The sequence below is a fragment of the Mitsuaria sp. WAJ17 genome, from assembly GCF_014174515.1.
In the GTDB taxonomy this organism is placed as follows: Bacteria; Pseudomonadota; Gammaproteobacteria; order Burkholderiales; family Burkholderiaceae_C; genus Roseateles_B.
The window spans coordinates 59395-86285 of record NZ_JACJUG010000014.1 but is presented as its reverse complement, the minus strand read 5'-3'; the positions used below and the strand labels follow the sequence as shown (position 1 = coordinate 86285).

The 26891-nt window shown below is 68.9% G+C and carries 23 protein-coding genes; 16 read left to right on the top strand and 7 right to left on the bottom strand.

The genetic code is table 11. The features are described 5' to 3' along the window. Positions 1–19: 19 nt before the first annotated feature. Complete coding sequence (locus H5407_RS13140; RefSeq protein ID WP_183104904.1) at positions 20–2014, bottom strand: SDR family oxidoreductase; 1995 nt, start codon at positions 2012–2014, stop codon at positions 20–22. A 265-nt stretch (positions 2015–2279) separates the two neighbouring features. On the opposite strand from H5407_RS13140, the gene H5407_RS13135 reads away from it, so the two are divergent. The 3 genes from H5407_RS13135 to H5407_RS13125 all read left to right on the top strand — a co-directional run bounded on the left by H5407_RS13135 (position 2280) and on the right by H5407_RS13125 (position 5248). Further along, entirely contained in the window at positions 2280–3008 is a 729-nt protein-coding gene (locus H5407_RS13135) for a phasin family protein (protein WP_183104903.1), read from the top strand. 153 nt (positions 3009–3161) lie between these two features. Next, entirely contained in the window at positions 3162–4481 is a 1320-nt protein-coding gene (locus H5407_RS13130; RefSeq protein WP_183104902.1) for a patatin-like phospholipase family protein, read from the top strand. A 146-nt stretch (positions 4482–4627) separates the two neighbouring features. Beyond that, the gene (locus tag H5407_RS13125) at positions 4628–5248 is read left to right on the top strand and encodes a DUF642 domain-containing protein (RefSeq protein WP_183104901.1); all 621 of its coding nucleotides are present in this window, start codon (positions 4628–4630) and stop codon (positions 5246–5248) included. Positions 5249–5391: 143 nt separating this feature from the next. Here the strand turns inward: H5407_RS13125 and H5407_RS13120 are convergent, their stop codons facing one another. Then, positions 5392–6879 (bottom strand): carboxypeptidase M32, encoded by a 1488-nt coding sequence (locus tag H5407_RS13120; RefSeq protein WP_183104900.1) that lies wholly within the window; start codon positions 6877–6879, stop codon positions 5392–5394. A gap of 129 nt (positions 6880–7008) precedes the next feature. After that, the gene (locus H5407_RS13115; protein ID WP_255501232.1) at positions 7009–7503 is read right to left on the bottom strand and encodes a YqaA family protein; all 495 of its coding nucleotides are present in this window, start codon (positions 7501–7503) and stop codon (positions 7009–7011) included. Positions 7504–7731: 228 nt separating this feature from the next. Between H5407_RS13115 and H5407_RS13110 the strand changes: the two genes are divergently transcribed. The 6 genes from H5407_RS13110 (at position 7732) to H5407_RS13085 (ending at position 15173) form a co-directional block, all read left to right on the top strand. Next, on the top strand, positions 7732–8472 hold the full coding sequence (locus H5407_RS13110) for an ABC transporter substrate-binding protein (RefSeq protein ID WP_183104899.1): 741 nt from the start codon (positions 7732–7734) through the stop codon (positions 8470–8472). A gap of 166 nt (positions 8473–8638) precedes the next feature. After that, positions 8639–9721, top strand: a complete 1083-nt coding sequence (gene dusB, locus H5407_RS13105; protein ID WP_183104898.1) for a tRNA dihydrouridine synthase DusB — start codon at positions 8639–8641, stop codon at positions 9719–9721. Beyond that, positions 9718–9951 (top strand): Fis family transcriptional regulator, encoded by a 234-nt coding sequence (locus H5407_RS13100; protein WP_183104897.1) that lies wholly within the window; start codon positions 9718–9720, stop codon positions 9949–9951. Before dusB ends, H5407_RS13100 begins: the two co-directional genes overlap by 4 nt. 49 nt (positions 9952–10000) lie before the next feature. Beyond that, positions 10001–11581 (top strand): bifunctional phosphoribosylaminoimidazolecarboxamide formyltransferase/IMP cyclohydrolase, encoded by a 1581-nt coding sequence (purH, locus tag H5407_RS13095; RefSeq protein WP_183104896.1) that lies wholly within the window; start codon positions 10001–10003, stop codon positions 11579–11581. 521 nt (positions 11582–12102) lie between these two features. After that, the gene (locus H5407_RS13090; protein ID WP_183104895.1) at positions 12103–13521 is read left to right on the top strand and encodes a coniferyl aldehyde dehydrogenase; all 1419 of its coding nucleotides are present in this window, start codon (positions 12103–12105) and stop codon (positions 13519–13521) included. 53 nt (positions 13522–13574) lie between these two features. Next, a complete protein-coding gene (locus H5407_RS13085; protein WP_183104894.1) occupies positions 13575–15173 on the top strand; it encodes a GMC family oxidoreductase in 1599 nt (532 codons plus the stop codon). A gap of 15 nt (positions 15174–15188) precedes the next feature. On the opposite strand, the gene H5407_RS13080 is transcribed toward H5407_RS13085, so the two are convergent. Beyond that, positions 15189–15878: a plastocyanin gene (locus H5407_RS13080; protein WP_183104893.1), complete on the bottom strand. Its 690-nt coding sequence runs from the start codon at positions 15876–15878 to the stop codon at positions 15189–15191. Between the two features lie 113 nt (positions 15879–15991). Between H5407_RS13080 and H5407_RS13075 the strand changes: the two genes are divergently transcribed. Both H5407_RS13075 and H5407_RS13070 read left to right on the top strand, forming a co-directional pair. After that, entirely contained in the window at positions 15992–16621 is a 630-nt protein-coding gene (locus H5407_RS13075) for a 1-acyl-sn-glycerol-3-phosphate acyltransferase (protein WP_183104892.1), read from the top strand. Continuing rightward, positions 16618–17616, top strand: a complete 999-nt coding sequence (locus H5407_RS13070; protein WP_183104891.1) for a phosphatidate cytidylyltransferase — start codon at positions 16618–16620, stop codon at positions 17614–17616. The genes H5407_RS13075 and H5407_RS13070 overlap by 4 nt, the downstream gene beginning before the upstream one ends. A gap of 34 nt (positions 17617–17650) precedes the next feature. Here the strand turns inward: H5407_RS13070 and H5407_RS13065 are convergent, their stop codons facing one another. Further along, positions 17651–18355 carry a hypothetical protein gene (locus H5407_RS13065; RefSeq protein ID WP_183104890.1) on the bottom strand — a complete coding sequence of 235 codons (705 nt, stop codon included), beginning with the start codon at positions 18353–18355 and terminating at the stop codon, positions 17651–17653. A 210-nt stretch (positions 18356–18565) separates the two neighbouring features. Between H5407_RS13065 and ruvC the strand changes: the two genes are divergently transcribed. The 5 genes from ruvC (at position 18566) to H5407_RS13040 (ending at position 23248) form a co-directional block, all read left to right on the top strand. Continuing rightward, positions 18566–19114, top strand: coding sequence for a crossover junction endodeoxyribonuclease RuvC (ruvC, locus tag H5407_RS13060; RefSeq protein ID WP_183104889.1), 549 nt, complete (start codon positions 18566–18568; stop codon positions 19112–19114). A gap of 75 nt (positions 19115–19189) precedes the next feature. Further along, entirely contained in the window at positions 19190–19801 is a 612-nt protein-coding gene (locus H5407_RS13055) for a LysE family translocator (RefSeq protein WP_183104888.1), read from the top strand. Positions 19802–19814: 13 nt separating this feature from the next. Then, positions 19815–20456 carry a triacylglycerol lipase gene (locus tag H5407_RS13050; RefSeq protein ID WP_183104887.1) on the top strand — a complete coding sequence of 214 codons (642 nt, stop codon included), beginning with the start codon at positions 19815–19817 and terminating at the stop codon, positions 20454–20456. 84 nt (positions 20457–20540) lie between these two features. Further along, entirely contained in the window at positions 20541–21977 is a 1437-nt protein-coding gene (gene dbpA, locus H5407_RS13045) for an ATP-dependent RNA helicase DbpA (RefSeq protein ID WP_183104886.1), read from the top strand. After that, complete coding sequence (locus tag H5407_RS13040; protein ID WP_183104885.1) at positions 21974–23248, top strand: DEAD/DEAH box helicase; 1275 nt, start codon at positions 21974–21976, stop codon at positions 23246–23248. The genes dbpA and H5407_RS13040 overlap by 4 nt, the downstream gene beginning before the upstream one ends. A 1-nt stretch (position 23249) precedes the next feature. Here H5407_RS13040 and H5407_RS13035 read toward each other — a convergent pair whose 3' ends face one another. Both H5407_RS13035 and H5407_RS13030 read right to left on the bottom strand, forming a co-directional pair. Further along, positions 23250–23813 carry a GNAT family N-acetyltransferase gene (locus H5407_RS13035; RefSeq protein ID WP_183104884.1) on the bottom strand — a complete coding sequence of 188 codons (564 nt, stop codon included), beginning with the start codon at positions 23811–23813 and terminating at the stop codon, positions 23250–23252. A 200-nt stretch (positions 23814–24013) separates the two neighbouring features. After that, complete coding sequence (locus H5407_RS13030; protein ID WP_183104883.1) at positions 24014–26698, bottom strand: TonB-dependent siderophore receptor; 2685 nt, start codon at positions 26696–26698, stop codon at positions 24014–24016. Positions 26699–26891: the final 193 nt, after the last annotated feature.

Genomic DNA, 26891 nt, shown 5'->3' with positions numbered 1-26891 from the left:
CCCCCCCCCCCTGCCAGCCTCAGAAGTGAATGCCCCGCATCATCTGCTGCAAGGCAATCGCCTCCGGCGAGAGCTGCGGCTTGCCGCCCTTCTCGCCCTTGGCCGCGTCGCTGTCGGGGAACATGCGGAAGCTGGTGTTCATCACGATCTGGGCCACGCGCGGCATCAGCGCATGCAGCAGCTCGCCCGTGATGCCCAGGCGGGTGGCGATGCGCACGGGCTTGGCGATGCAGGCCTGGGCGATCATGTCGGCGGCCTCTTCCGGGGCCAGGGTGGGCACGTTGTTGTAGATCTTGGTGGGCGCGATCATGGGCGTGCGCACCAGGGGCATGTTGATGGTGGTGAAGGTGATGCCCTGGTCGGCGTACTCGCTGGAGGCGCAGCGGGTCCAGGCGTCCAGCGCGGCCTTGGAGGCCACATAGGCCGAGAAGCGCGGGGCGTTGGTCAGAACGCCGATGCTGGAGATGTTGACCACATGGCCCTTGCGCTTCGCGACCATGCCCGGCAGCAGGCCCATGGTCACGCGCAGGCAGCCAAAGTAGTTCAGCTGCATGGTGCGCTCGTAGTCGTGGAAGCGGTCGTAGCTGGACTCGATGGCGCGTCGGATGGAGCGGCCGGCGTTGTTGATGAGGAAGTCCACGCCGCCGAAGTTCTCGTTGATCCAGGCGATCATGCCGGCGCAGCTCTCCTCGCTGGCGATGTCGGCGGAATAGCTGTGCACCTGCGCACCCTTGCCGGCGTGCTCGCGGATCTCCTTCACGGCCTCGTCCAGCTTGCCCTCGTCGCGCGCGCAGATGATGGTGATGGCGCCCGCCTCGGCGAACTTCTTGGCCGCGGCCAGGCCGATGCCCGAGGAGCCGCCCGTCACCAGCACCACCTTGCCGCCGGTGGCGCCCTTGAGGCTGCGGTCGATGAAGAGGTCCGGATCGAGGTGGCGCTCCCAGTAGTCCCACAGGCGCCAGGCGTAGTCATGCAGATTGGGGCAGGCAATACCTGACCCCTTCAAGGCCTTCTCGGTCTCGCGGCTGTCGAAGCGCGTGGGGTAGTTGATGAAGGTGAACATGTCCTCGGGCAGGCCGAGGTCCTTCATCACGGCATGGCGGATGCGGCGCACCGGCGCCAGCGCCATCAGGCCCTTCTTGACGCTCTTGGGGATGAAGCCCAGCAGGGCTGCATTCACGAAGAGGTTCATCTTGGGCGCATGGGCCGCCTTGGAGAAGATGTCCAGCACATCGCCCACGCGGTAACCCACCGGATCCACGAGGTGGTAGCAGCCGCCGCCGGCCTTCACCTGGTGGCTGATGTGGTCCAGGGCGTTGACCACGTAGTCCACCGGCACGATGTTGACGCGGCCTCCCTCCAGGCCGATGGAGGGCATCCAGGGCGGCAGGATCTGGCGCAGGCGCTGGATGGGCTTGAAGAAGTAGTAGGGGCCATCGACCTTGTCCATCTCGCCGGTCTGCGAGTCCCCCACCACCATGGCGGGGCGGTAGACGGTCCAGGGCTTCTTGCAGTCCTTGCGCACGAGCTTCTCGCTCTCGTGCTTGGTCATGAAGTAGGGGTGGTCGAGGTTCTCTGCCTCGTCAAACATGTCTTCGCGGAACACGCCTTCGTAGAGGCCGGCCGCGGCGATGGAGGACACATGGTGCACATGCCCGGCGTCGATGGCCGCGGCGAAGTCCAGCATGTTGCGCGTGCCTTCGATGTTGGTGCGGACCTGGCTCTCTTCGTCGGCCTTCAGGTCGTAGACGGCGGCAAGGTGGTAGAGATGGTCGATCTGGCCCTTGAGGCTCTTGATGTCCTCGCTGCTCACGCCCAGCTTGCGCCCGGTGAGGTCGCCGTAGATCGGAATCGCCCGGCTCTTGCTGACGGCCCAGTAGGCCAGCAACTCGGGCAGCTTGTCGCGGCTCTCCTCGCGCATCAGGAAGTACACCGTGCTGCCGCGCCGTGCCAGGAGCTTCCTGACCAGCCGCTTGCCGATGAAGCCTGTGGCGCCCGTGACGAAGTACTGCATCGTGTCTCTCCTGTGTTCTTGGTTGGCCTTTGGGAGGCAGGGTGGCGGATGATTCTTGTCCAAACCTCGGGTTTCACCGCTGCGCGCTTTCCCCAGGGCCGACTCTAGAGCATAGAGACCGCACACTAGGATTGGGTGAGCAGCGCCGTGTGGCCGGGCCTATAGTGGTTCCATCCCTGCTGGAGGGCCTGCGCTGGCGCGACAATGCCGCGTGGAAAGTTTCAGCGACTCTCGCGTAGTTCCACCTCAAGAAAAGGACTCAACAATGGTCAAGAAGCTGCAGAAAATGGCTGCCAAGAACAAGGCCTCCGCCAACAGCGCTTTCGGTGGTGCACTGCCCGCCGGCCTGCTGGACAGCCAGGTGGCCCAGACGATCAAGGATTCCGCACAGCAGATCTGGGCTGCCGGCCTGGGCGCTTTCTCCAAGGCTCAGGGCGAAGGCGGCAAAGTCTTCGAGACCCTGGTGAAGGAAGGCATGAAGCTGCAGAAGAAGACCCAGTCCGCCGCCGAGGAAAAGCTCGGCGCAGTGGCCAACAAGATGAGCGGCATGGCCGGTGAAGTCGGCGCCAAGGCCGGCCAGCACTGGGACAAGCTGGAGACCATCTTCGAGGAGCGCGTGGCCCGCGCCCTGAACCGCCTGGGCGTGCCCAGCAGCAAGGATGTGGAGCAGCTGATCGCCCGCATCGACGCGCTGAGCGCCGCCGTGGGCATCGCCCCGGCCAAGAAGTCGGCGAAGAAGGCGCCCGCCGCCAAGCCGGCTGCCAAGGCTGCAGCCAAGCCCGCCGCCAAGGCTGCGCCCAAGAAGGCCCCGAAGGCAGCCGTGAAGGCGGTTGCCAAGCCGGCCGCCAAGCCTGCGGCCAAGAAGGCCGCCGCGAAGCCGGCAGCAAAGAAGGCCGTGTTCAAGTCGGCTGCCAAGCCGGCCGCACGCAAGGCCGCCACCAAGCCTGCGGCCCCGGCGCCGGTCGCCCCGGCCGCCGAAGCCGCTCAGGCCTGAGCTTGAAGCCCAGGGCCTCGCCTGAGCGAGGCTCGCAAGGCGCCGCAGAGCGCCCCTGACTTGCCGCCTCGCGCCAGTCCCGATCGATCGGGGCGAGGCCCACCGAGGCGGCTTGTCAGTTTCTTGAGCGAGACAAACAGGATCCGCCCCCGCATGAACGCCCGTTCCCGCCCCCGCCCCTCGACGCGCAGTACCACCGAGGCCCCTGCTGCTCCCGCGGCACCCCGGCGGCGGCGGGCCGACCAGCCCAAGGGCGGTCCGCGCATCGGCCTGGCCCTGGCCGGCGGCGGCCCGCTGGGCGCCATCTACGAGATCGGCGCCCTGTGTGCGCTGGAGGAATCCATCGACGGATTGGACCTGCGCAACTGCGACAGCTACATCGGCGTCAGCGCAGGCGGCTTCATCGCCGCGGGGCTGATCAACGGGCTCTCGCCGCGCGACCTCTCCGAGGCCTTCATCGAGAACAGCGCCCGCTCGCCCGACACCTTCGACCCCTCGGTCCTGCTGCATCCGGCCTGGGATGAATACTGGCGCCGCCTGCGCACCGTGCCCGGCCTGGTCGGCACCGCGCTGTGGCAGACCGTGGTGCAGGGCCGCTCTGTGCTGGGCGCCTTCGAGCGCCTGGGTCGCGCCCTGCCCGCCGGCCTGCTCTCGGGCGAAGCCCTGGCCGAGCAGCTGCATGCGCAGTTCAGCCGGCCTGGCCGCAGCGACGACTTCCGCGCGCTTCGCCACCGCCTGGTCCTCGTGGCCACCGACCTGGACAGCGGCGAGGCCGTGCCCTTCGGCCTGCCGGGCTGGGACCACGTGCCTGTCTCCAAGGCCGTGCAGGCCAGCGCCGCCCTGCCCGGCCTCTTCCCGCCGGTGGAGATCGACGGCCGCTACTACGTGGACGGCGCCCTCAAGAAGACCATCCACGCCTCCGTGCTGCTGAAGGAAGGCCTGGACCTGCTGCTGTGCCTGAACCCGCTGGTGCCCTACGAGGGCGAGCCCGGCGTGCAGGAGCATGAGCCGCACCGAAGCGTGCGCCCCAAGGGCCAGCGCATCCCGCGCCTGGTCGATGGCGGCCTGCCCGTGGTGCTGTCCCAGACCCTGCGATCGCTGATCCACTCGCGCCTGGAGCTGGGCATGAAGGGCTATGCGCGCAGCCACCCGGACACCGACATCCTGCTCTTCGAACCGAGCAAGCGTGATGCCGAGCTCTTCATGGCCAACACCTTCAGCTACTCGCAGCGCCGCCACCTGGCCGAGCACGCCTACCAGGCCACGCGCCGCCAGCTTCTTGAGCGCGCGCAAGACCTGACCCCCAGGCTGGCGCGCCATGGCCTGACCCTGCGCGTCGATCGTCTCTGTGACAGCAAGCGTGAACTAGTACCGGGCGCGCTCAAGCCTCCCAGTCGCTGCTCGCTGGCCATGGCACGCCTGGATCAGACCCTGAGCCTGCTCGAGGCACGGCACGGCGTGCGCGCACCCTGAGCGCCGGACACCGAAAAGGCAAGCCCTGCGTGAAGGGCTTCACGCCCGGCAAGGCCTGACCCCACAGCCTAAGGGGGGCCTGCGCGAGGGCAGCCAAACAACAATGGCGTCATCGCACCGCCGGTGCTTCCCTAGCCGTCCTCACCGTGTCCAAGAAGTTCCTCATCGCCCTCGGCCTGAGCGCCGCCTCCCTGCTGGCCCAGGCTACGCCGATCAACCTGATCAGCAATGGCAGCTTCGAGTCCGTCTCGCTGGCCAAAGGCACCTGGAGCACGTATGGCACCCTGAGCGGCTGGACCGTCGGCCCGCAGAACGTCGAGGTCCGCAACAACGTGGCGGGCTCGGCCTTCGCCGGACTGAACTTCGTGGAGCTAGACACCAGCCGCAACAGCTGGATCTCCCAGGCCTTCACGACCGTCGTCGGCCAGACCTACCATCTGAGCTTCATGTGGGCCAACCGGCCCGACCAGGTAGGCGCCAACAGCAACGGCATCCGCTGGCAGGTCGCGGCCCTCGATGGCGTGGTCGGTACGAACACCATCACCCGCTGGACCCAGTTCGACCAGGACTTCGTGGCCACCAGCACCAGCACCACCCTGCGCCTGGGCGCCACGGGCACCTCGGACGGCATGGGCACCTCGCTGGACGCCGTGTCCGTCACCCAGCTGCCGCCCGCCGCGAAGAGCACCGTGCCCGAGCCCGGCAGCCTGGCTCTGCTGGCCATGGCCGCCGGCTCCCTGTTCGTGGCACGCCGCCGCAAGGCCTGAGCCCGGGACGAATTCAAGAAGCGACGTCGTTGAAAAACCGAGCGGGCCCGTACCCGCCACCCCGCAGCCCCGCGCTGCTGTTCCATTAGAAGAAGCGAGAAGAGGCCCCAACGGGCCTCTTCTTGTTTCCGGGTGCGCCGCCTTCAGCCGAGGTAGCGGGCGCGCAGATGGGCCTGGAAATGGGCCGGGTTGAGCGGCTCGCCGCTGGCGCGGCGCACCAGCTCAGGCGTCTCCCAGCGGCTGCCCTCGTTCCAGATGCGGCTGCGCAGCCAGTCGAAGACCAGGCCCAGCTCACCGCGAGCGATGCGGGCATCCAGGTCTGGGGTCTCGCGGCGCATGGCGGCGAAGAACTGGGCGGCGTACATGGCGCCCAGGGTGTAGCAGGGGAAGTAGCCGAAGAGGCCGGCGCCCCAGTGCACGTCCTGCATGGGGCCGTCCGTGAAGTTGCCACGGGTGTCCAGACCCAGCAACTCCTGCATCTTGGCGTCCCACAGCGCAGGGATATCGTCTACCTCGATCTGCCCGTCGATCAGCGGGCGCTCGATCTCGTAGCGCAGGATGACATGGGCCGGATAGGTGACCTCGTCGGCATCAACGCGGATATAGCCCGGCTTCACGCGGGTCAGCAGGCGGTGCAGATTCCCGCCCTCGAAGGCCGGCTGATCGCCCAGGTGCTTCAGCAGCAGGGGGCGCAGCAGACCGGCAAAGCCGGGATGGCTGCCCAGCTGCATCTCGAAGGACAGGCTCTGGCTCTCGTGCAGGCCCATGGAGCGGGCGTTGGCGATGGGCAGACCCAGCCAGTCGCGGCGCAGGTTCTGCTCATAGCGGCCGTGGCCGGTTTCATGGATGGTGCCCATCAGGCTGGGCAGGAAGTCGTCCTCGCGGTAGCGCGTGGTCATGCGCACATCCTCGGGCACGCCGCCGCAGAAGGGGTGGGCGCTCTCGTCCAGGCGGCCAGCCTCGAAGTCGAAGCCCATCAGCTGCATGGCGTCGTGGCCCAGGGCCTTTTGCGCCGCCTGCGAGAAGGGCGGCACGGGGCGGGTCACGCCCTCGCGGGACTGCTTGGCCAGCACGTCGCGGATCAGGCCGGGCAGCCACTGGCGCAGGTCGCCGAAAACGCGATCGACTTCGACCGAGCGCATGCCGGGCTCGTACTGGTCCATGAGGGCGTCGTAGGGGGCAAGACCTGTCACCGCCGAAAGGCAGCGCGCCTCTTCACGGGCCAGGCGCACGACCTCGCGCAGGTTCTCGGCATAGCCCGCCCAATCATTGGCGGGGCGCTGGCTGCGCCAGGCGTGCTCGCAGCGCGAGTTGGCCAGGCTCTTGGCCTCCACCAGGGACTGCGGCAGCGCATTGCTGGCGCGCCAGGCGCGCTGCATCTCGCGCAGATTGGCGCGTTCGACTTCGTCCAGGTCCTCCTGTGAGGCAGCTTCCAGAAGGCGCTGCAGCTCGGGCTCGGTCGCGAGTTGGTGCAGCAGGCCGCCCATCTCGGCCAGCGCCAGCGAGCGGGCCTCGTTGCCCTTGGACGGCATGTTGGCGGACTGGTCCCAGGACGCGATCGAATGCAGGTGGGAGAGGCGGTACATGCGCACGTGGCGGGCGCACAGCGTTTCGTAGGCGGTCTTGCTCATGGTCTTGTCTCTTGTCCGACGACGCCGGGGCGGTCGTCACTCATGAAAGGGCGTTTCCTCGACGCCCAGCCGGCGGCAGCCAGGCTGCCGGCCACTCGTGGCTGCGATTGTGGCCGCCTTTGAGCCGCATCAAGCGCCCCATTGGCCCGGGAAAACCCACAGCAGCAGGGCCGTCATGCAGAGGTAGCGCAGGAACTTGCCGATGCCCATGTAGAGCAGGCAAGGCCAGAAAGGCAGCTTCAGCCAGCCGGCCACCGCGCACAGCGGATCGCCCACCAAGGGCAGCCAGCTCAGCAGGCAGGCACGGGGGCCGAAGCGCTCCAGCCAGCGCAGGGCCTTGTTGGCCGGGCTGTGGTGGGCGCGCTCCTCGTAGAGCCGCTCGGCGCCGTAGCCCATGCCCCAGGTGATGGCCCCGCCGATGGTGTTGCCCGCCGTGGCCACCAGCACGGCCGGCCAGAACAGGCTGGGCTCCAGCTTGACCAGGGCCAGCACCGCCGGTTCCGACCCCAGCGGCAGCAGCGTGGCCGACACCAGAGCGATCACGAAGATTGCCGGCAGGCCGACCTTCGGCAGGGAAAAAAAAGCCAGCACGGCGGCCAGCGCATCCATCATCGATTGCTCCATGCGGACCATTATGCGAGGGACACCACAATTCCTTGTCCTGTCGGGTTGCACCCATGACGGAAGGCATGCACACTCAGTGGTTCAGGGAGCGCACAACTGGATCAGGGTCGATACGACCTCGTCCGGGCTTGGCCATCAAAGAGGTCACGGGCAATGCTGAAATTCACAAGGACTGGGTTCGTCTGTTTGGGAGTCCTGAGCTCGGCACTGGGTCTGGTCCACCCAGCCATGGCACAGGAGGGTTGCAAGCACCTGCTGGCCTCCGGCAACCCGCAATACCCGCCCTATCTGTGGCGCGCCCCGGAAGACGAAAGCAAGCTGGTCGGGGCCAATGCCGAGATGATGCAGTGGCTCTCCAAGGAGATCGGCATCCCCATCGAGGTGCGCTACGTGGGCCCCTGGGGCCGCGTGCAGGAGGAGGTCCGGGCCGGCAAGGTCGATCTCATCGCCGGCGCCTTCTTCACGGTGCCGCGCACCGAATACATGGACTACTTCCACCCGCCCTTCCGCGACACCCGCTCGGCGGTCTGGACCAAGGACGGCAGCAAGCTCAAGTACCGCAAGTGGGGTGACCTGCAAGGCCGCCAGGGCGTCACCGTGATCAACAACAGCTTCGGCGAAGAGTTCGACCGCTACGCCCGCGAGAACCTCAGGATCACGCAGGTGGCCAGCCTGGAGCAGGCCATCCAGATCCTGCAGAAGGGCCGCGCCGACTACCTGGTCTACGAGGACAGCCCCGGCGACGCCTTCCTGGCCAAGATGGCCATCACCGACATCAAGCAGCTGGAGGGCGCCGTGGCCAAGGAGCCGCTGTACCTGACGCTCTCGCACAAGTCGGCCTGCAACACGCCCGAGCTGCGCGGCAAGCTGGCGCGGGCCGTCTACAAGCTCTCCAGGACCACGCAGATGAACGACTGGATCAGCCAGTCCATTCAGCTCTGGCGCAAGCAAAACGTGCCGGCGCAATGACCGCGATGCGCGCGTGAGCCCCACCGGCCCGTGCGGGCGTGAAGCTTTGCGCGGTGAACGTCAGCCGCGGGGTCTCAAGCCGGACCGGCTCTCACCCCCGCGCGGCTTGCTGGAGTGGCAGGCGTTATAATATTGCCTCTTTTTTGAGCAGCCGCCCGCCCCTCCCATGCCCTCCCCCTTGCCCACACCGCTGCGGCTAGGCGCCCATGTGCTGCCGAACCCTCTGTTCGTGGCACCCATGGCCGGAGTGACGGACCGCCCCTTTCGCATGCTGTGCAAGCGCCTGGGCGCGGGCTACGCTGTCTCCGAGATGGTGACCTCGCGCAAGGACCTCTGGAACAGTCTCAAGACCTCGCGCCGCGCCAACCACGAAGGCGAGACTGCCCCCATCGCCGTGCAGATCGCCGGCACCGAGGCGCAGATGATGGCCGAGGCGGCCGTCTACAACATCCAGCGCGGCGCCCAGATCATCGACATCAACATGGGCTGCCCCGCCAAGAAAGTCTGCAACAAGTGGGCCGGCTCTGCCCTGATGCAGAACGAGCCCCTGGCCGCGGAGATCGTGCGCGCGGTAGTCGAGGCCTGCCGGCCTTTCGACGTGCCCGTGACGCTGAAGATGCGCACCGGCTGGAGCGCCGAGGCCCGCAACGCACTCACCCTGGCCCGCATGGCGGAGGACGCCGGCATCGCGATGCTGACCATCCACGGCCGCACCCGCGAGCAAGGCTACAAGGGCCTGGCCGAGTACGACACCCTGCGCACCGTCAAGGCGGCGGTGGGCATCCCGGTGGTCGCCAACGGCGACATCGACAGCCCCGAGAAGGCCCTGCAGGTGCTGCAGCACACCGGCGCCGATGCGCTGATGGTGGGCCGTGCGGCGCAGGGCCGCCCCTGGATCTTCCGCGAGATCGCCCACTTCCTGGCCACCGGCGAGCACCTGCCCGCCCCGCGCGTGCTGGAGGCGCGCGACTGGCTGTTGGAGCATCTGCAGGACCACTACAGCCTCTACGGCAGCGACAGCGGCATGCGCAGCGCGCGCAAGCACATCGCCTGGGCCGTGAAGGCCTTGCCTGGCGGGGAGGATTTCCGCCAGGCCATGAACCGGCTGGACAGCTGCGAGGCGCAGGTCCAGGCCCTCTCCGACTGGTTTGCCGCCCTGGCCGACCAGCACGAGCGCCTGCCCTACCTCCCGCCCGCCCTGGACGCGGCCAACGACGACGACGCAGAAGAACAAAGGCTATTGGCATGACGCCCAAACCCATCGACCAGTGCATCCGCGAGAACCTCGAGGCCTACTTCCGCGACCTCGACGGCGAGGTCCCTCACTCCATGCACGACATGCTGATCAAGCTGGTCGAGAAGCCCCTGCTGGAAGTCGTGATGGCCAAGGCCGACGGCAACCAGAGCAAGGCCGCCGAATGGCTGGGCATCAACCGCAACACCCTGCGCCGCAAGCTCAGCGACCACGAGCTGCTCTGAGCGCGGGGGCCGCCCTGCTCCACCGAATCCCCACCATCCCGAGTCCACCATGACGCAACTGACTGCCCTGATCTCCGTGTCCGACAAGACCGGCATCGTCGATTTCGCCAAGGCCCTGCACGCCCTGAACGTGCGCCTGCTCTCCACCGGCGGCACCGCCAAGCTGCTGGCCGACGCCGGCCTGCCGGTCACGGAAGTCGCGGACCACACCGGCTTCCCCGAGATGCTGGATGGTCGCGTCAAGACCCTGCACCCCAAGATCCACGGCGGCCTGCTGGCCCGCCGTGACCTGCCCGAGCACATGAAGGCCCTGGCCGACCACGGCATCGCCACCATCGATATCCTGGCCGTCAACCTCTACCCCTTTGAAGCCACCGTGGCCAAGGCAGGCTGCACGCTGGAAGACGCCATCGAGAACATCGACATCGGCGGCCCGGCCATGGTGCGCAGCGCCGCCAAGAACTGGAAGGACGTCACCGTGCTGACCGACGCCAGCCAGTACGCCGGCGTGCTGGACGAGCTCAAGGCCCACGGCAAGACCAGCGACAAGACGCGCTTCGCCTACAGCGTGGCCGCCTTCAACCGCATCGCCCAGTACGACGCCGCGATCAGCAACTACCTCAGCGCCCGCCAGGACGACGGCAGCCTAGCCGCCTACCCCGCGCAGATGAACAGCACCTTCGTGAAGGTGCAGGACCTGCGCTACGGCGAGAACAGCCACCAGACCGCCGCGCTGTACCGCGACCTCTTCCCCGCGCCCGGATCGATCGTCACGGGCAAGCAGCTGCAGGGCAAGGAGCTGTCCTACAACAACATCGCCGATGCAGATGCCGCCTGGGAATGCGTGAAGTCCTTCAGCACCCCGGCCTGCGTGATCGTCAAGCACGCCAACCCCTGCGGCGTGGCTGTGGCCGCGACGCCGGCCGAGGCCTATGCCAAGGCCTTCAAGACCGACCCGACCAGCGCCTTCGGCGGCATCATTGCCTTCAACCGCGAGGTGGACGGCGCGGCCGCCGAGCTGGTGTCCAAGCAGTTCGTCGAGGTGCTGATGGCCCCCGGCTTCACGGCCGAGGCCCGCGAGATCTTCAAGAGCAAGGTCAACGTCCGCCTGATGGAAATCGCCCTGCCACCGGGCGGCGAAACGCCGTGGCTGCAGGGCCGCAACCTGGGCGACAGCAAGCGCATCGGCTCGGGCCTGCTGCTGCAGAGCGCCGACAACCACTTCCTGCAGAAGTCCGACCTCAAGGTCGTGACCGCCCTGCAGCCCACGGCCCAGCAGCTCGATGACCTGATGTTCGCCTGGACCGTGGCCCAGTACGTCAAGAGCAATGCCATCGTCTTCTGCGGCGGTGGCATGACCCTGGGCGTGGGCGCCGGCCAGATGAGCCGCGTGGACTCCACCAAGATCGCCGCCATCAAGGCCGCCAACGCCAGCCTGGACCTGAAGGGTTCCGTCGTGGCGAGCGATGCCTTCTTCCCCTTCCGCGACGGTCTGGACGTGCTGGCCGATGCCGGCGCGAGCTGCGTGATCCAGCCGGGCGGCTCCATGCGTGACGAGGAAGTGATTGCCGCCGCCAACGAGCGCGGCGTGGCGATGGTGTTCACGGGCGTGCGCCACTTTAGGCACTGAAGGCTCCCCCCCTACCGGCTTCGCCGGCCCCCTCGAGGGGGTGGACTGACTCTCCCCCTACCGGCTCCGCCGGCCCCCTCAGGGGGCACGCCTGACGGCCCGGCAGAGCCGGATCCGCAGGCGTCGCTCTGAACGAAGCCCACCGGCTTGCACCGGTGGGCTTCTTCTTTTGGGCTCTCGCATAGGGAGGGGCAGCTCGCGATACGCGCTCGCAACGATGCAGCACTTCAGCCAGCGGGCCTGCACTCAGTGATGCTGGAGCCGGGATGCGGGGGGCGCGATTGCGGAAGTAAAGGAGGAGCCGGCGCCGCAGGCGACGGCGGGGGACATGGAGCAATCGTGCCCCCCGCGTCCCGGCGATGCTCAGTCCATGACATGCGAGAGCCGTGGGTAGGCGGCGCCGCTCAGCGCCGCAGCGGCCCCTGTCACCTCCGCGACTAGACGGGCTTCTCTAGGCGAGGGTCGCCACGCTTGGTGGTGCCGCCGTTTGGGCTTAGCCTCGCGGCAGGAGACACACCGCCATGGAACATTCGACCCAGGAAGCCCTGCAGCTGGCCTTCGAGACGCAGCGCGCCGCCTATGCGCGCGAGCCGATGCCGACGCTCGCGGTGCGCAAGGACCGCCTGCAGCGCCTCATCGCGATGACGCGCCTGCACGAGCAGGCGCTGTGCGAGGCCATCGCGCAGGACTTCGGCCACCGCGCCCACCAGGAGACCCTGCTGGCCGAGGTCTTCACCAGCATCACCGGCGCCGAGCATGCCATCAAGCACCTGCGGGGCTGGATGAAGACCCGCCGCATGCCCACGGCCCTGCACTTCATGCCCGGCAGCAATGTGCTGATGCCACAGCCCCTGGGCGTGGTCGGCATCATTGCGCCCTGGAACTACCCCTACTACCTGACCACCGGCCCGGCCATCGCCGCGCTGGCCGCCGGCAACCGGGTGATGATCAAGCCCTCGGAGCTGACGCCCGCCACCTCGGCCCTGATGGCCCGCATGGTCGCCGAGCACTTCAGCCCAGAAGAGATGTCCGTGCTGACCGGTGACGCCGAGCTCGCCCGCGCCTTCTCCGCCCTGCCCTTCGACCACCTCTTCTTCACCGGCTCCACCGCCGTCGGCCGCCATGTGGCCCAGGCCGCCGCGAAGAACCTCACCCCGGTCACGCTGGAGCTGGGCGGCAAGTCCCCGGCGATCTTCGACCGCAGCTGCGACCTGGAACGCAGCGCCTCGCGCCTGGCCTACGGCAAGCTGCTCAACGCCGGCCAGACCTGCGTCGCCCCCGACTACGTGCTGGCCCCGCGCGACATGGTCCGCCCCCTGGCCGCGGCCGTGCTGGGCCACTGGCGCCGCATGGTGCCCACCGTGCACGCCAACCCCGACTACACCAGCATCGCCACGCCCCGCCACCGTGCCCGCCTGCAGCAGCTGCTGGACGACGCCCGAGCCCAGGGCGCCGAGCTCCTGCCCAGCCATCCGCAGGAGCTGGACCCCGGCGCCGGCCGCAAGCTCACGCCCCATGTGGTGCTGGACGCCAAGCCCTCTATGCAGCTGATGCAGGAGGAGATCTTCGGCCCCGTCCTGCCCATCCTGCCCTATGACAGCCTGGACCAGGCCATCGCCCAGGTGAACGCCGGCGACCGCCCCCTGGCCCTCTACTTCTTCGGCGAGGACGCCCGGGCGCGCGAGCAGGTGCTCAGCCAGACCCATGCCGGCGGCGTGACCATCAACGACTGCATCTGGCACCTGGGCCAGGAGTCCCAGCCCTTCGGCGGCGTGGGCTCCAGCGGCATGGGCGCTTACCACGGCGAATGGGGCTTCGACACCTTCAGCAAGCTCAAGCCCGTCTTCGTCCAGTCCCGCTTCGCCGGCACCCGGCTGTTCCAGCCGCCCTACGGCGAGACCTTCAAGACCCTCCTGGGCCTGCTGCGCAAGATCGCCTGAGCCTGTGGGCATCCAGGCAAGACCTGACCCCACGCCCCGACAGGAGCCAGCGCATGACCTTCGACCAGAGCCATGACTACGTGATCGTCGGCGGCGGCTCCTCCGGCTGCGCCCTGGCGGCACGCCTCAGCGAGGACCCCTCGGTGGACGTGCTGCTCATCGAGGCCGGCGGCCGCGGCGACAGCTGGGTGGTGAACACGCCCACCGCAGGCGTCTTTCAGATCCCGACATCGCTGAACAACTGGGCCTTCGAGACCGTACCCCAGGCCGGCCTCGGCGGCCGCCGCGGCTACCAGCCCCGCGGTCGCGCCCTGGGCGGCTCCTCGGCCATCAATGCCATGGTCTATGCCCGCGGCCACCGGGCGGACTACGACCACTGGGCCGCCCTGGGCAACCCCGGCTGGTCCTTCGAGGACCTGCTGCCCCTGTTCATCAAGAACGAGTGCAACGAGCGCCTGGGCGCCCCCTGGCACGGCCAGGACGGTCCGCTGAAGGTCAGCGACCTGCGCACCGACAGCCCCCTGCACCAGGCCTGGCTGGACGCCGGCCGCGCCATGGGCCTGAAAATCACCGATGACTTCAACGGCCACGACCAGGAAGGCATCGGCGTCTACCAGGTCACCCAGCACGAGGGCGAGCGCTGGAGCGCCGCACGGGCCTACATCGAGCCCAATCGCCACCGACCCAATCTGCGCGTCATCACCGGCGCGCAGGTCGAGCGCGTGGTCTTCGAGGGCCGCCGGGCCGTGGGCGTGCAGACCCGCCTGGGCGGCCCCCGCGTGCAGATCCAGGCCCGGCGCGAAGTGGTGCTCAGTGCGGGCGCGCTGCAGACGCCGCAGCTGCTGATGCTCTCCGGCGTCGGTCCGGGCGCGCATCTGCAGGACCTGGGCATCCCGGTGCTCCAGCACCTGCCCGGCGTGGGCGAGAACCTGCAGGACCACCCCGACTTCGTGCATGGCTACCTCAGCGAGAGCCTGGACACCGTGGGCATCTCGCTCAAGGGCGGTCTGCGGCTCGCGAAGAGCATCGTCCGCTACCAGCGCGAGCGCCGGGGCATGATCAGCTCCAACTTCGCCGAGTGCGGCGGCTTCCTCAAGACCCGCCCGGACCTGGCCCTGCCCAACGTGCAGCTGCATTTCGTCGTGGCCCTGGTGAACGACCACGCCCGCGAACTGGGCCTGGGCCACGGCCTGTCCTGCCATGTGTGCCTGCTGCGCCCCAGCAGCCGCGGCAGCGTGCGACTCAGCGGACCGCGCATCGAGGATCGCCCGCTGATCGATCCCGCCTTCCTGGCGAACCCGGCCGATGTGGACGAGCTGATGGAAGGCTTCAAGCTCAGCCGCGAGCTCATGCGCCAGCCCTCGCTGCGCGCCTTCTGGACCCGCGAGCTGTGGCAGGCCCAGGCCCACACCGACGACGAGATCCGCGCCCTGCTGCGCCGCCGCGTGGACACCGTCTACCACCCCGTTGGCAGCTGCCGCATGGGCCGCGACGCCATGGCCGTGGTCGATGCCGAACTGCGCGTGCACGGCCTGCAGGGCCTGCGCGTGGTGGATGCCTCCGTAATGCCCACGCTCATTGGGGGCAACACGAATGCGCCCTGCATGGTGATTGGCGAGAAGGCGGCGCTGATGATGCGCGCCGCCGGTTGAGACGCCGCACAGGACTCAATAGCCGGGCGGCCGTTCCTCCGCGGCGGGCTTGCGCGCCTTCGCCTCGATGGCCGTGGGGAGCTTCACCATGCCACCCGCACCGCTGACCTGCACGGCCTGCGGCGCGCCATCCACCAATTGGTCCACATGCCATACGCGCACGCGGGCCGGCCCCTCGGGCACGCCTGCGAGCAAGACCTGACCCTTGTCGTCGCTGACGGCCGCCCAGGGCGTGTCGCTGACGTAGACATGGCCCCGCATGGAGCCGTGCAGATGGCAGCCCAGCAGATAGGGCCCGGGCTGAGTCAGCTGCTGGGTGGCGGTGGCCAGGGATTGGCCCTCGCGCTTGGCCGAGAGCTTGAAGCTGAAGCCCTGGGTCGGGTCCAGGTAGACGCCGCCAGGGCCGCTCAAGCCCCCGCGCACATGGTGGTTCCATTTGTCCAGGTTGGTGAAGGTCACCTTGGCGCCGGGCGAGACCACGCTCACCTGCGGCAGGAAGCGCATCTGCTGCTGGGTGATGGTCTGCTCCAGGTGGGGCGCTGGGCGCGGGCCGGGCTGCTGGCTGTCCAGCAGCACGACCGCCTCGGGCAGGGGCTTGCCGGTGCGGTCCAGGACCTGGATCTGCAGGTCGGCCGCCCACGCGGTCGCCGAGACACTCATGAAGCCGGCCAGCAGCAGCGGCCTGAACAGGGGGGATGAAAGCATCGTCTGGATCTCCTGAAGGGCGGGGCGGCCACTCATGGCGAGGGGCGCCTGGGGTTTCCTCTCCATCCTAGGGCCGGCGGGCCCATCGTCAGCCCCCTAGAATCCCGCCCATCATGTCCATTGCCGACTCCACCGGCCTCTTTCTGGCCTTCCTGGCCCGCCTGATCACGGGCGCCCAGGGCCACTGGAAAGGCTGCCCGCCCATGGCGGAGCAGCGCATCTACTTCGCCAACCACCAGAGCCATTTCGACTGGGTGCTGATCTGGGCCTCGCTGCCGCGCGAGCTGCGCGCCGCGACCCGGCCCATCGCCGCGCGCGACTATTGGACCTCCAGCCCGCTCAAGACCTGGCTCACCTCCAATGTCTTCAACGCCATCTACGTCAGCCGCACCCGCAGCACGCCGGACGAAGACCCGCTGGAGCCCCTGGTCGAAGCCTTGTCCAAAGGCGACTCCCTGGTGATCTTCCCCGAGGGCACCCGCTCCAACAAGGGCGAGCCCCAGGCCTTCAAGGCCGGGCTCTTCCACCTGGCCGAGCAGTTCCCGCAGCTCAAGCTCATCCCCACCTGGATCGACAACGTGCAGCGCGTGATGCCCAAGGGTGAAGTGGTGCCGGTGCCCATCCTGTGCACCGTCACCTTCGGCGCGCCCATGCAGCTCAATGAGGGCGAGGACAAGCGCGCCTTCCTGGAGCGCGCCCGCGCCGAAGTGATGGCGCTCAAACCCGGCGGGTGGCGCGAATGAACGGGCTGCGCTGGCTCAAGTCCCTCAACTCCAGCGAGCAGGTGGCCTTCCTGTTCGTGATGCTGTTCGGCGCGCTGATGCTCACCAGCATCGGCAGCTTCCTCTTCTCGCTCAAGAAGCGGGCCGAGAACGAGGACGACGGCGAATGGCACCGCGGCTGGAGCCGTTTCCGCCATGAGCTCAACATGCTGTGGCTCTTCGCCAGCCTCTTCTGGGCAGCCTGGATCTCCGGCCCGGTGGGCGCGACCCTGCTCTTCAGCGTTTTCAGCTTCCTGGCGCTGCGCGAGTTCATCACCCTGATGCACACGCGCCGGGGCGACCACCGCAGCCTCATCCTCGCCTTCTTCGTGATCCTGCCCCTGCAGTACGTGCTGGTGGGCACGCGGCAGTTCGACATCTTCTCGGTGCTGATCCCGGTCTACGCCTTCCTGGCCATCCCGGTGGCCAGCGCGCTGGCGGACGACCCGCGCCGCTTCCTGGAGCGCAATGCCAAGATCCAGTGGGGCATCATGGTCTGCGTCTACGGGCTCTCGCACGCGCCGGCCCTGCTGCTGCTGGACTTCCCCGGCTTCAAGGGTCGCGGCGCCTTCCTGCTCTTCTACCTGGTGATCGTGGCCGCCTGCGGGCAGATCGCGCAGTACCTCGCCGCCAAGCGGCTGCGCCGCCGGCCGCTGGCCCGGCGCATCAGCCGCAGCTTCTCCATGCGCGCCTGGTGGGTGGGCACGCTGACGGCGGCCGTCGTGGGCACCCTGCTCTACTGGATCACGCCCTTCAAGGCCGGACAGGCCCTGGTGATGTCCTTCATCGCGGCGGGCGCAGGCAGCTTCGGCGCCCTGGTGATGAAGGCGCTGAAGAAGGACGCCGGGGTCGAGTACTGGGGCAACCGCAGCAACATCACCGGCGCCGTGGGCCTGCTGGACCGCATCGCCGTGCTGTGCTTTGCCGCGCCGGTGTTCTTCCATTCAGTGCGCTGGTACTTCAAGCTGCCGCTGTGAGGCCGGGCCGCGGGTGGCTCACGCCATGAGCCATTCAGTTGCCCGACGTACCCGGCTGGATCAGCAGGGCCATGAGCATCGCGACAGGCAGCACGTCCTCGCGCGCCCGCGCCTCCCTGGGCAGGTACAGGCGGGGCTGCCAGTGGCTCACATCCACCAGGGCCAGGGTCTGCCCCCGGCGCACGATGGAAAAGCCCAGAGGGCGGCCCAACATGCCGCCGGCCGGATTGGTGTGAAGGGACTGGACGATCACCCGCTCCCCGTCGGCCGTGGTCCATTCCCCATGCACCTCCTCGCCCTGCGAGGGAGAACCCATGGACCGCGTCCAGAGGCGCATCTCGCTCTGCAGCGCGCCGTGCTGCACCCGGCACTCGGTGGCCAGCGGCTTCTCCAGGTGCAGCCCGAAGAGCTTGAGGTCGGCCCGGCTGCTGCGGCAGTGGGCGCCCAGCGCCGGCTCGCCCTCCAGGCTCAGGGACAGCTCGCCACTGCCGCTGTCGAACGCGCCGAACCAGCGCATCGACGAGGCCGAGCGGCTGAAGCTGAAGGCACGACCGTCCACCTCGCTGCGCCCGCTGCGGCTGAGGCCGATGCCAGGCAGGTCCACCCGCTGCAGCGCCAGCTTCACCTCGTCGGGCACCTGCAGCCGGGGCTCCATGCGGGCGCAGCCGCTCGTCAGCGTGGCGGCCACCAGGGCCAGGGTCAGTGCGGGGCGCATCGGGTGGCGCGGGGGCTTGGTCATGGTCGGGGTCTCCTCGTCCTGTTCGGCCGCGATGATGCCTCGGCGGATCCCTGCCGCAAAGGCGCCTGGGCACCGCTGCACACAAGGGGCACGCAGCCTGCACACAAATCACACGCAATCGGCGGCGGCGATCCTCGTGAAAGGCGCTAGGCTTGTCCGGTATCCTTGGCCGCCCCGCCGCCCCCGTTACCCGCCCCCAACTACCCCTTCATGCGCATCCTCGGCATCGACCCCGGCCTGCAGACCACCGGCTTCGGCGTGATCCACGCCGACGGCCCGCGCCTGAGCTATGTGGCCAGCGGCACCATCCGCACCACCGGCGTGCCTACGGGCGACCTGCCGGGGCGCTTGAAGATCCTCTACGACGGCATCCGCGAGGTGCAGCAGCGCTACGAGGCCCAGTGCGCCGCGGTAGAGATCGTCTTCGTCAACGTGAACCCACAATCCACCCTGCTGCTGGGCCAGGCCCGCGGGGCCGCACTCACCGCCCTGGTCTCCTGCGATCTGCCGGTGTCCGAGTACACCGCCCTGCAGATGAAGAAGGCCATCGTCGGCCATGGCCATGCCAAGAAGGACCAGGTCCAGGCCATGGTCCAGCGCCTGCTGAACCTGCCCGGCCTGCCGGGCAAGGATGCGGCCGATGCGCTGGGCATCGCCATCATGCATGCCCACGCCCGAGTCTCCTTTGACGCGATGGGCAAGCACACCGCGCTGCAGCGCAAGCAGCATGCGCAGTTCAAGGGGGGGCGGACGTATTGACCGCGCTGTCAGGCGCCGCAAGCCTCGCGCCAGTCTGCCCCCTTAGCATCGACGCTCATCGACCAGGATCCATTCATGCTGGGCATCGCCGACTACCCCGCCTTCGTCATCGCCGTGCTGGTGTTCCTCGCGATCCCCGGGCCGGGCAACCTCGCGCTGATCAGCGCCACCGCCCAGGGCGGCGTGCGCGGCGGCATGGCGGCGACGCTGGGCGTGATCCTGGGGGACCAGGTGCTCATGTGGGCCGCTGTCGCGGGCGTGGCGGCCTTGCTCGCGGCCTCGCCCACGGCCTTCAGCGTGGTGCAGTGGGGCGGTGCGCTGTACCTCGGCTGGCTGGGCTGGCAGATGCTGCGCGCCCGGCCCGGCGAGGCGGCGGCCCTGCAGCTCAAGCCCGGGCATTTCCTGCGCCAGGCGATGCTGATCACGCTGCTGAATCCCAAGGCCATCGTCTTCTACATGGCCTTCTTCCCGCTCTTCGTCGATCCCTCGCAACACCGCGGCCTGCTGACCTTCGCCGTGATGGCCGCCACCATCGCCGCCCTCACCTGCGCCTACGGCCTCGCGGCCGTGCTGCTGGCCCACCGCCTGGGCGAGCGGGTGCGCGGCGACCCCCGCATGAGCCTGTGGCTGCGGCGGCTTGCGGGGGTGTGCCTGCTGGGCTTCGGGGTGCGCTTGCTGAGCCGATGAGACACTTCCGCGCATGGCAACACACATCGCCTTCATCGACGGCGTCGGCGGCAAGCGCTTCATGCGCGGGCGCCTGATCCGCTACTTCCAGAGTCGGGGCCTGCAGGTCCACTGCTTCGACTACGTCCCGTCCCGCCAGTCCGTAGACGAGATCCGTGCGCGGCTGCGCGACTTCCTGCGCCAGGTGGCCGCCCAGGGCGAGTTTCATGCCATCGGCTATTCCTTCGGCGGCGTGCTGCTGCGCCTGGCCCTGACGGACCTTGGGGCCGAGGGCATCCAGCCCGTGAAAGTCGCCCTGCTGGCCTCGCCGCTGACGGCCATGCGGCTGAGCCAGCGGCTGCGGCACTGGCGGCTCTATCGCTGGATGGCTGGCGAATGCGGGCAGTTCGCGGCTCAGCAGGCGCTGATGGCGCAGGTGCCCCTGCCCGATGTACCGACGGCCTGCGTCTACGGCACCTGGCCCTGGCTGGGCGTCTTCGGCTGCTTCTTCGGCCGGGGCCTCGGGAACGACGGCATGGTGGCGGTCGATGAGGCCCGCGCGCCGCAGCATGGGCATCTCCCGGCCTTTCCCGTGGCCGCCAGCCATGCCTTCATCCCGGCCAACGTCCAGGCTCTGGCGGCCCTGCACGGCTGGTTTCAGGGCCCGGCAGCCTGAGCTTCCGGCACTGCAGCACGGACTGCGGGCCGCGGCCCTTGCCACGGTTTGCGGTGTCCAGGCCCGCATGACCGACAATCACGCATGACCCGCAGCACCCCCAGCAGCCCGACGGCTGCCCCCAACGCTGGCGCTTCCGCCGCCGCCGCCTCCTTCTCCACCCTGCCCCTGCCGCCCGCCATGCAGGCGAACCTGCAGCAACTGGGCTATCTGTCGATGACTCCCATCCAGGCCGCCAGCCTGCCCCTGGCCCTGGCCGGCAAGGATCTGATCGCCCAGGCCAAGACGGGCAGCGGCAAGACCGCCGCCTTCACTCTGCCGCTGCTGATGAACCTGAATCCGCGGCGCTTCGCGGTGCAGGCCCTGGTGCTGTGCCCCACGCGCGAGCTGGCCGAGCAGGTGACGCAGGAGATCCGCCGCCTGGCCCGTGCCGAGGACAACATCAAGGCCCTGACCCTGTGCGGCGGGGTGCCCGTGCGCAACCAGCTGGCCAGCCTGGCGCATGGCGCCCACATCGTCGTGGGCACGCCGGGCCGCATCCTGGACCACCTGCAGCGCGAGACCCTGGACCTCTCCGCGCTGAACACCCTGGTGCTGGACGAGGCGGACCGCATGCTGGACATGGGCTTCGCCGAGGACATCGCCCAGGTGATTGCCTGCGCGCCCAAGGCCCGCCAGACCCTGCTGTTCTCGGCCACCTACCCGGACGGCGTCAGCCAGATGGCCTCGCGCTTCATGCGCGAGCCGCAGGAGGTGCGGCTGAAGGAGGCGCATGCGGCCACCAAGATCCGCCAGCGCTTCTACGAGGTCAAGGACAGCGAGCGCCTGCACGCCGTGGGCCTGCTGCTGAACCATTTCCGCCCGGCCAGCACCCTGGCCTTTTGCAACACCAAGCAGCAGTGCCGCGACCTGGTGGCCGTGCTGCGCGCCGAAGGCATCATGGCCCTGGAGCTGCACGGGGACCTGGACCAGCGCGACCGTGACCAGGTGCTGGTGCAGTTCGCCAACCGCAGCTGCAGCGTGCTGGTGGCCACCGACGTCGCCGCACGCGGACTGGACATCGCCCAGCTGGAGGCCGTGATCAATGTCGATATCACGCCCGACGCCGAGGTCCACACCCACCGCGTGGGCCGCACCGGCCGGGCCGACGGCGAAGGCTGGGCCTTCAGCCTGGCCAGCCTGGACGAGATGGGCGCCGTGGGCCGCATCGAGCACCAGCAGGGCTCGCCCTTCACCTGGCACTCGCTGGCCGAGTTGACGCCCGCCGAGAGCGGCGAGCCCCTGCACCCGCCCATGGTCACGTTGCAGATCCTGGGCGGCCGCAAGGAGAAGATCCGCCCCGGCGACGTGCTGGGTGCGCTGACCAAGGACATGGGCTTCGCCGGCGCGCTGATCGGCAAGATCAATGTCAACGAGTTCTCGACCTATGTGGCGGTGGACCGCAGCATCGCCCAGCAAGCGCTGCGCGGGCTCAACGCAGGCAAGGTCAAGGGCAAGTCGGTGAAGGTGCGCGCGCTGTGAGCACGGTCCCGGACGCCGACGGCAGCTTTGCCGCCCTGGGCCTCTCACCCGCGCTGCTGAAGGCCGCCCGCGAGCTGGGCTTCGAGGCGCCCACGCCGGTGCAGGCCGCGGCCATCCCTGCGGCGCTGACCGGGCGCGACGTGCTGGCCTCGGCCCAGACGGGCTCGGGCAAGACGGCGGCCTTCGCCTTCCCCGTGCTGCAGCAGGTCGAGCGGCAGAACGGCCGGGCCTTGCCAGGCGCGGCGCGGCATCCGCAGGTGCTGGTGCTGGTGCCCACGCGCGAGCTGGCCGCGCAGGCAGGCGCCCTCCTGCGTGCCGCGGCGCGCTGCCTGGCGGTGTCGGTGAAGGTGTCCGTCCTTTATGGCGGCGTGTCCATCAACCCGCAGCTGATGGCGCTGCGCGGCGGGGCGGACATCGTCGTCGCCACGCCCGGCCGGCTGCTGGACGTGCTCGAGCACAACGGGCTCTCGCTCACAGGCTTGCGCTGCCTGGTGCTGGACGAGGCCGACCGCCTGCTGGACGCCGGCTTTGCCGAGGAGCTCGCGCGCGTGCTGGCCCTGCTGCCGGCGCAGCGCCAGAACCTGCTGTTCTCCGCCACCTTCCCGGCGTCGGTGCAGGCGCTGTCCGAGCAGCTGCTGCACGATCCGCTTCGAGTGGAGATCGGGCAAGACCTGACCCTCGATGTGGAGCCCGGAGATCGCAAGCTCACCGAGCGCGCCATCACCGTCGATGCCGCGCGGCGCACCCCCCTGCTGCGCCAGCTGATCGAGCAGGAGGGCTGGCCGCGCGTGCTGGTCTTCGTGGCCACGCGCTATGCCTGCGACCACGTGGCCGACAAGCTGCAGCGTGCCGGCCTGGCGGCCGCGGCCTTCCATGGCGATGCAAGCCAGGGGGCGCGCACCCGGGTGCTGGCGGCCTTCAAGTCCGGCGAGCTGCGCGTGCTGGTGGCCACGGACCTCGGCGCGCGAGGCATCGACATCGTCCAGCTTCCCGTGGTCGTGAACTACGACCTGCCCCGCTCCACGGTGGACTATGTGCACCGCATCGGCCGCACGGCGCGCGCGGGGGCCGAAGGGCTGGCGGTGAGCTTTGTCAGCGCGGCCACCGAGGCGCACTTCCGTCTGATCGAGAAGCGCCAGGGCCGGCGCATTCCTCGTGAGCAGCTGGCGGGCTTTGAGCCGACCGAGACCGCGCCTCCGGCCGCGGCCACCGGCGGAGTCAAGGGCAGGCGCCCCAGCAAGAAGGACAAGCTGCGGGCCGCGGGCGGCTAGCTCAGCACCCCGCGGCGCCCGGGCCCTGCGGCGGCAACGCCCGGCGGAAGACCCAGTCCCCCTCTTCGTAGCTCATCAGGGCGGGCGCCTCCGGCGGCGCCGCGCGCACATAGCCGCAGCGTTCAAGCAGCCGCCAGCTCCTCTCGTTGGCCGGCACGGTGGTGGCCCAGCAGTGCGCCTCGGGGGCGACGCGGGCCAGCACCTCGTGCAGCCAGCGCAGGCCCTCGCCGGCCAGGCCCTGGCCCCACTCGGAAGGCAGCAGCAGGTAGGCCACCTCGGCGACGCCCCCATGCAGCGTGGCCTGCAGCAGGCCCACGGGCGCCTCGCCCGGCGCGCGACGCATCACGTAGTTGAGCCAGCGTTGCGGCGGCTCCTGTGACGGAGGTCCGGCCAGGGTGTGGCGCAGCCAGTCCGACACCTCGGACCGCGCCTCGGGTAGGCCGCCGATGTGGTGGTACACCTCCTCGTGCCACAGGCCCTGTGCCAGGGGCTCGATGTCCGACTCGCCCAGCGGGCTGATGTGCAGGCGGCCCGTGGCCGCCGCACTGCCCTGGGGATCTTGCATGCGGCGGGTCCTGGTGTCAGAGGTTTCCGTATCGGGCATGGGCGGCATGCTAACGATTTTTCTGCGCATCCTCTGCCGGGCAGCGGCGCGGGCGCACAAAAAAGCCCCGCACGAGGCGGGGCATCAAGGGACTGGCATGCAGGTACCAGAACCGAAGAGCCGCTGATGAGCTCAGCAGCAGAGACAAGGGTTTCAGGGCTTCAGCGCAGGGTGTAGCGTGCGGCCAGCTGGATGGTCGGGCCGTAGCGGTCGTCATAGAAGCCGCCGTAGCCGGTGGAGAAGCGCGGCTTGATGTCGAAGACGTTCAGCACCGTCAGGTTGAGTTTGAGGTCCTTCCAGCCGGTGTAGCCCACGGAGAGGTCCCACACCGTGCGGCTGGGCATGCGGCCCGGGTCCACGCCGGGCTGCAGCACCGCCGGGCTGGAGACGTTGAGAACACCGGCATAGGTCAGGCCGTTGAGCTGAACGCGCCAGGCGCCGCGCTCGCCACCCACGCGCAGGGTGTTGCGCCACTTCTCCTGGCTGTAGCCGCCCACGCGGTCCAGCAGGTCGCCATCGGGCGTGAAGGCCGACTTGTAGCGCAGGATGGCGTTGTATTCGTTCTCCAGCCAGAAGCGGATGCCCGCCCACTGATGCTCCAGGCGCAGTGTCCAGTCCACGCCCCCCGTCTCGACGCCGCCCACGTTCATGTAGGGCAGGGTCAGGTACTTCAGGCGACCGTTCTTGAGGCCCGGGTAGCGCTGCTCCAGCACCGGGTTGCGCGGGTCGCGGGTGACGAGGTCGGCGTAGCCGGGGATGTCGAACTCGTGGTCGATCAGGTACTGGCCGTCCAGCAGGTTGATGGAGTCCTTCTGCTTCAGGTAGTACAGATCCACCGTGGTGTTCAGGGCCTTGGACGGGTTGAAGGCCAGGCCGGCGCTCCAGATGTCGCTGCGCTCGGGCTTGAGCTGCTCATTGGGCACATAGGTCAGGCGCGGGTAGTAGGCGCACTGGTTGTAGTTCAGGCCCATGGGCTTGCAGCGGATCCAGTCGCGGATGCCCTCGCCAGGATAGGCGTTGGTCGAGCCCATGTGCATCTGCGGCAGCGAGGGTGCCTTGAAGGCCGTGTTGAAGCCCGCGCGCAGCAGCCAGTCGCTGTTGGGGCGGAAGGCCACGGCGATCTTGGGATTGGTGGTGGTGCCGAAGTCGCTGTAGTGGTCGCTGCGAAGGGCCAGTTGGATCTCGGTGGCCTTGTTGGGCTGCAGATTGAATTCCACAAAACCGGAGGCGACCTTGCGACTGCCGTCCGAGGAGGTGCCGCTCCAGTTCTCGATGTTCTTGGCAGCCAGCTGCGGATCGGCCACCTCCTTCATGCTCTCGTGCATGAACTGCACGCCAGCCGCCATGCCCAGGGGGCCGCCCAGCAAGCGGGTCAGCTCGGGATTGCTGACCTTGGCGTCCAGGGCGTTGAGCGTGGAGGTGGCCTGCTTGGTGATGTCGGTCAGCAGGGCCTGCGCGTCGGCGCGGCTGTTCACAGGCACGAAGGGGTTGTAGCCCCCCTTGGCCAGGGCGTTCAGCACGGCGTCGCGCTTGAGCATGTTGAACTCCGTCTGGTCGCCGCGACTGCGGCTGAACATCGCAGCGGCCTCCCAGTCCCAGTTGCCCTGCGTGCCGCGCAGGCCGGCCAGGGCCCGGCTGCTGGTCACGAGGGAGCGGGTGCCGCGCTCGCCGGCCTCGTCCACCGAGCGGTAGGCCTGCAGGGGGCTGTTCTCGTGGACCACGCCCTTGTCGTCCACCCAGCGGCCCAGGGCCGGCACATAGGCGGCCATGCCCGGCGTCACGCGGTGATCCACGCCCGATTCCAGGGTGGGATAGCCACCGCGCCAGTCGGTCTTGTTGTGGCCCAGCACCAGCTCGCCGAAGAGGCTCATGTTGGCGCCTAGAGACTTGCTGCCCATCAGGGAGGCGTTGATGCGCTCCAGGGTGGGGCTCAGTTGGGCGTCTGCCGCGATGTCGGTGCGGCAGTATTCGTCGCCGATGTTGTCCACCTCCACCTGCCCGGCCGGGCAGGCGGGATGCGCCTTGCGGTAGCCCTGATCGATGCGCTGGATGGAGCCAGGGCTGCGGGCGGTGTCGCGCAGGTCCAGGCCGCCGTAGGGGCGCAGGTCGGTGCTGCGAGTCAGGCTGTGCTTGCCGGCGAGCACGGGCTCGCGGCGCGAGGCCGCCACCATGGCCAGCAGGTTGTAGCCGTCACGGTCGATGTCCCCGCGACCGGCCGTCAGGCTGAACTCGCCGCGGCGCTGGTCACCCGCCGTGCGCTGGCCCAGCTTGCCGGCCAGCTCCATGCCCTGGTAGTCGGTCTTGGTGACGAAGTTCATCACACCGGCCACGGCGTCGGAGCCGTAGAGCGCCGAAGCGCCGTCCCGCAGGATCTCGACCCGCTCCACCGCCGCCAGCGGGATGGTGTTGAGGTCCACGAAGGGGGTATCGGTGCCGGCCGCGAAGGCGTAGTTGGCCAGGCGCCGGCCGTTGAGCAGCACCAGCACGTTCTGGGCGCCCATATTGCGCAGGCTGGCGCTGGTGGCGCCGGCGGAGAAGGAGTTGCCGTTGCTGCCGTCATCGAAGGCCGTCACGGCCGCCATCTTGGACAGCAGCTCCACCGTCGAGGTGGCCCCGGTGGCCTCGATGTCCGCGCGCTTGTAGACGGCGATGGCACTGGGACCCTCGGCAGTGATGCGCTTGATGCTGGAGCCCACGATCTCGACCCGCTGCAAGGTCTGGGGCGGTTTCTCGGCGGTCGCTTCCTGGGCGGCGTTCTGCGCCTGGGCCTGGGCGGCGAGTGCCGCCAGGGCGCAGGCAAGCAGGCTCAGCCGGGCCGGTAGCGGACGCTGGGGGTGGCGGTTCATGGAGTCTCCTCGAGGGGGTGTTCTGTGAAGCTGGACGGGTGCCGTCATGCGGCGAAAGGATTTGTATCCTTCACAAATAATTCTGGCATTTCCGCAGTATATTTATCTAAGGGCTTGCCCCAGGGCCGAAAGTGCCCCGAATTGGCACAGATTGAGACACCTCGCCCACCCCGCCTCACCAGGCCTCGGTGTT

Coding starts and splice junctions, on each gene's coding strand:
- H5407_RS13140 (WP_183104904.1), bottom strand. CDS start 2,014: ATGCAGTACTTCGTCACGGGCGCCACAGGCTTCATCGGCAAGCGGCTG.
- H5407_RS13135 (WP_183104903.1), top strand. CDS start 2,280: ATGGTCAAGAAGCTGCAGAAAATGGCTGCCAAGAACAAGGCCTCCGCC.
- H5407_RS13130 (WP_183104902.1), top strand. CDS start 3,162: ATGAACGCCCGTTCCCGCCCCCGCCCCTCGACGCGCAGTACCACCGAG.
- H5407_RS13120 (WP_183104900.1), bottom strand. CDS start 6,879: ATGAGCAAGACCGCCTACGAAACGCTGTGCGCCCGCCACGTGCGCATG.
- H5407_RS13115 (WP_255501232.1), bottom strand. CDS start 7,503: ATGGAGCAATCGATGATGGATGCGCTGGCCGCCGTGCTGGCTTTTTTT.
- H5407_RS13110 (WP_183104899.1), top strand. CDS start 7,732: ATGGCACAGGAGGGTTGCAAGCACCTGCTGGCCTCCGGCAACCCGCAA.
- dusB (WP_183104898.1), top strand. CDS start 8,639: ATGCCCTCCCCCTTGCCCACACCGCTGCGGCTAGGCGCCCATGTGCTG.
- H5407_RS13100 (WP_183104897.1), top strand. CDS start 9,718: ATGACGCCCAAACCCATCGACCAGTGCATCCGCGAGAACCTCGAGGCC.
- purH (WP_183104896.1), top strand. CDS start 10,001: ATGACGCAACTGACTGCCCTGATCTCCGTGTCCGACAAGACCGGCATC.
- H5407_RS13090 (WP_183104895.1), top strand. CDS start 12,103: ATGGAACATTCGACCCAGGAAGCCCTGCAGCTGGCCTTCGAGACGCAG.
- H5407_RS13085 (WP_183104894.1), top strand. CDS start 13,575: ATGACCTTCGACCAGAGCCATGACTACGTGATCGTCGGCGGCGGCTCC.
- H5407_RS13080 (WP_183104893.1), bottom strand. CDS start 15,878: ATGCTTTCATCCCCCCTGTTCAGGCCGCTGCTGCTGGCCGGCTTCATG.
- H5407_RS13075 (WP_183104892.1), top strand. CDS start 15,992: ATGTCCATTGCCGACTCCACCGGCCTCTTTCTGGCCTTCCTGGCCCGC.
- H5407_RS13070 (WP_183104891.1), top strand. CDS start 16,618: ATGAACGGGCTGCGCTGGCTCAAGTCCCTCAACTCCAGCGAGCAGGTG.
- H5407_RS13065 (WP_183104890.1), bottom strand. CDS start 18,355: ATGACCAAGCCCCCGCGCCACCCGATGCGCCCCGCACTGACCCTGGCC.
- ruvC (WP_183104889.1), top strand. CDS start 18,566: ATGCGCATCCTCGGCATCGACCCCGGCCTGCAGACCACCGGCTTCGGC.
- H5407_RS13055 (WP_183104888.1), top strand. CDS start 19,190: ATGCTGGGCATCGCCGACTACCCCGCCTTCGTCATCGCCGTGCTGGTG.
- H5407_RS13050 (WP_183104887.1), top strand. CDS start 19,815: ATGGCAACACACATCGCCTTCATCGACGGCGTCGGCGGCAAGCGCTTC.
- dbpA (WP_183104886.1), top strand. CDS start 20,541: ATGACCCGCAGCACCCCCAGCAGCCCGACGGCTGCCCCCAACGCTGGC.
- H5407_RS13035 (WP_183104884.1), bottom strand. CDS start 23,813: ATGCAAGATCCCCAGGGCAGTGCGGCGGCCACGGGCCGCCTGCACATC.
- H5407_RS13030 (WP_183104883.1), bottom strand. CDS start 26,698: ATGAACCGCCACCCCCAGCGTCCGCTACCGGCCCGGCTGAGCCTGCTT.